This window comes from Vibrio sp. M260118 (assembly GCF_036533755.1).
Taxonomy (GTDB): Bacteria; Pseudomonadota; Gammaproteobacteria; order Enterobacterales; family Vibrionaceae; genus Vibrio.
Map to the genome: position 1 here is coordinate 1 of NZ_JATABG010000436.1, position 2,538 is coordinate 2,538.

The window sequence follows — 2,538 nt, forward strand, 5'->3', positions numbered from 1 at the left end:
CCGTTGCGCGCTTTTCTGGTGAAGAGTTTATTTTGTTGCTACCAGAGTTATCAGACAACAATGCGTTTAGCACAATTCAGTCAATTCAAAATCAAGTATCTAAACTGCCGTTCAAGTTCCGCGATCGTAACCTGACCATTACCCTCTCCGCCGCAAGTACTTCCTTTAAAGACTCCGACACCCCAGAAGAAGTGTTAGAAAGAATTAATCTTTGTCTAAACGAAGCCAAAACGCTTGGCAAAAACCAGCTCGTTTGGCGTTAAACCCCACCTCGCAAAAACTCATATCCATATATGCGGTGATTGATCTTTATATATCAATTAGTTAGGTTTATTATTTACAAAAAGCTGCTAAGCTTAAAGGACGTTCGCTTAATTTCCCCCGATTTTTGCGGCGTATATAAACAATAACAATAATGATGTCTCACTCGCTGTGAGAACCGCTGTCTTGTCAAGGAGGTCACTATGATCACGCACATTAGTCCAGCAGGCAGTATGGATCTACTCTCTCAACTTGAAGTTGAGCGCCTTAAGAAGACCGCTTCTAGTGATCTATACCAACTCTACCGCAACTGTACTCTCGCGGTTCTCAACTCAGGTAGCCATACGGATAACTCCAAAGAGCTGCTTGATAAATATAAAACTTTCGATGTGAATGTGGTTCGTCGCGAACGTGGTATCAAGCTTGAGCTGACTAATGCACCAGAGCACGCATTTGTTGACGGTGAAATCATTAAGGGCATTCAAGAGCACCTGTTCTCTGTGCTACGCGACATCGTGTACGTCAATATGCACCTTGCTGATAACCAGCGCCTCAACCTGACCAATGCCAGTCACATTACTAACCTAGTTTTCGGTATTTTAAGAAATGCTGGCGCACTGACGATTGGCCTAGAGCCAAACCTAGTGGTTTGTTGGGGGGGTCACTCAATTAATGCCACCGAGTATCAATATACACGTGAAGTTGGTCATGAACTTGGCTTACGCGAACTCAACATATGTACCGGCTGTGGGCCTGGTGCAATGGAAGGGCCAATGAAAGGGGCGGCCATTGGACATGCCAAGCAACGCTACTATGAGCAGCGTTATTTAGGTCTAACCGAGCCGTCGATCATTGCGGCTGAGCCACCAAACCCAATCGTTAACGAACTGGTTATCATGCCTGACATAGAAAAACGTCTTGAAGCCTTTGTACGAATCGGCCATGGCATTGTGATCTTCCCAGGTGGTGCTGGTACAGCTGAGGAGTTGCTCTATATACTCGGCATTATGATGCACCCTGAAAATGCCAATCAGCCACTGCCTATCGTTCTAACAGGACCAAAGGAGAGCGAGGAATACTTCCGCTCTATTGACCGCTTTATTGGCGATACGCTCGGCGAAGTCGCTCAAAAGCACTATCAAATCGTTATTGACGACCCAGCGAAAGTGGCGCAAATCATGAAACACGGTATGAGTGATGTTCGTCAGTACCGAAAAGATACCGATGACGCATATAGCTTCAATTGGTCTCTCAAAATTGAGCCAGAGTTCCAACTGCCATTTGAGCCGACTCACGATAATATGGCGAGCCTGGATTTACACCTCAATCAGCGCCCAGAAAATCTTGCGGCAGCGCTGCGCCAGGCATTCTCGGGCATTGTTGCAGGTAACGTTAAAGCGGAAGGTATCCGTGAGATTGAACATCACGGGCCATTTATATTAGATGGTGACGAAGTTTTAATGGAGAAAATGGATAAGCTATTGCAAGACTTTGTCAAGCAAGACCGGATGAAGTTACCAGGTGGTACTGCCTACGAGCCTTGTTATAAGATCAAGACCTCAGGTTAGTGCCGTTTACCAGACTGACTAGCAATCTCAACCTCAATCTATACAATAAGGGCTCCAAGCCCTTATTTTTGTTTAATTGTATGTCTATTCATCTTGTTATTATCGATGCCCTCAACCTAATCCGACGCGTTCATTCCGCGCAGCCTGATGCCAGTGATATAGCAAGAACAATGACTACAACTACCCGCACCCTACACAGAATCTTGTCGGAGTCCCAACCGACTCACATTATTGCGGTGTTTGACCATCACCTACAGCAACGTGGTTGGCGAGCCGAGATTCTTCCACAATATAAACAGAACCGTAAACCTATGCCAGAGCCTTTACTAGAGGGCTTAGAAGCGATACAGGATGCTTGGTGGAAGTTAGGTATAGATTCACTGCTTTCAGATGGCGACGAAGCTGATGATTTAGTAGCGACATTAGCGACTAAGGTTGCCAGCCACGGCGAGAAAGTGACCATTATTTCAACCGACAAAGGTTACTGCCAACTGCTTTCTCCAACCCTACAGATCCGCGACTACTTCCAACACCGCTGGTTAGACGAGCCATTTATAGAAAACGAGTTTGGTGTAAAACCGACTCAGCTTGCTGACTACTGGGGGCTAACGGGAATAAGCTCTAGCCAAGTACCTGGTGTGCCAGGTGTGGGGCCAAAAGCTGCAAAAGAGATTTTGACTCAGTTTAACGATATTGAACAAGCCTATGC

3 protein-coding genes are annotated in these 2,538 nt (G+C 46.0%); all 3 read left to right on the forward strand.

Features of this window, described 5'->3' with window-relative positions; genetic code table 11:
• On the forward strand, window positions 1-263 hold a 263-nt coding region (locus QTO00_RS17990), incomplete at its 5' end, for a GGDEF domain-containing protein (RefSeq protein ID WP_331426000.1).
• 201 nt (window positions 264-464) lie between these two features.
• Window positions 465-1,829, forward strand: a complete 1,365-nt coding sequence (gene ppnN, locus QTO00_RS17995; RefSeq protein WP_331426001.1) for a nucleotide 5'-monophosphate nucleosidase PpnN — start codon at window positions 465-467, stop codon at window positions 1,827-1,829.
• An 80-nt stretch (window positions 1,830-1,909) separates the two neighbouring features.
• A partial coding sequence (xni, locus tag QTO00_RS18000) for a flap endonuclease Xni (RefSeq protein ID WP_331426002.1) occupies window positions 1,910-2,538 on the forward strand: 629 nt, incomplete at its 3' end.

Bases quoted from the DNA above. Each gene is read 5' to 3' on its own strand.
- ppnN (WP_331426001.1), top strand. From the start codon at position 465: ATGATCACGCACATTAGTCCAGCAGGCAGTATGGATCTACTCTCTCAA.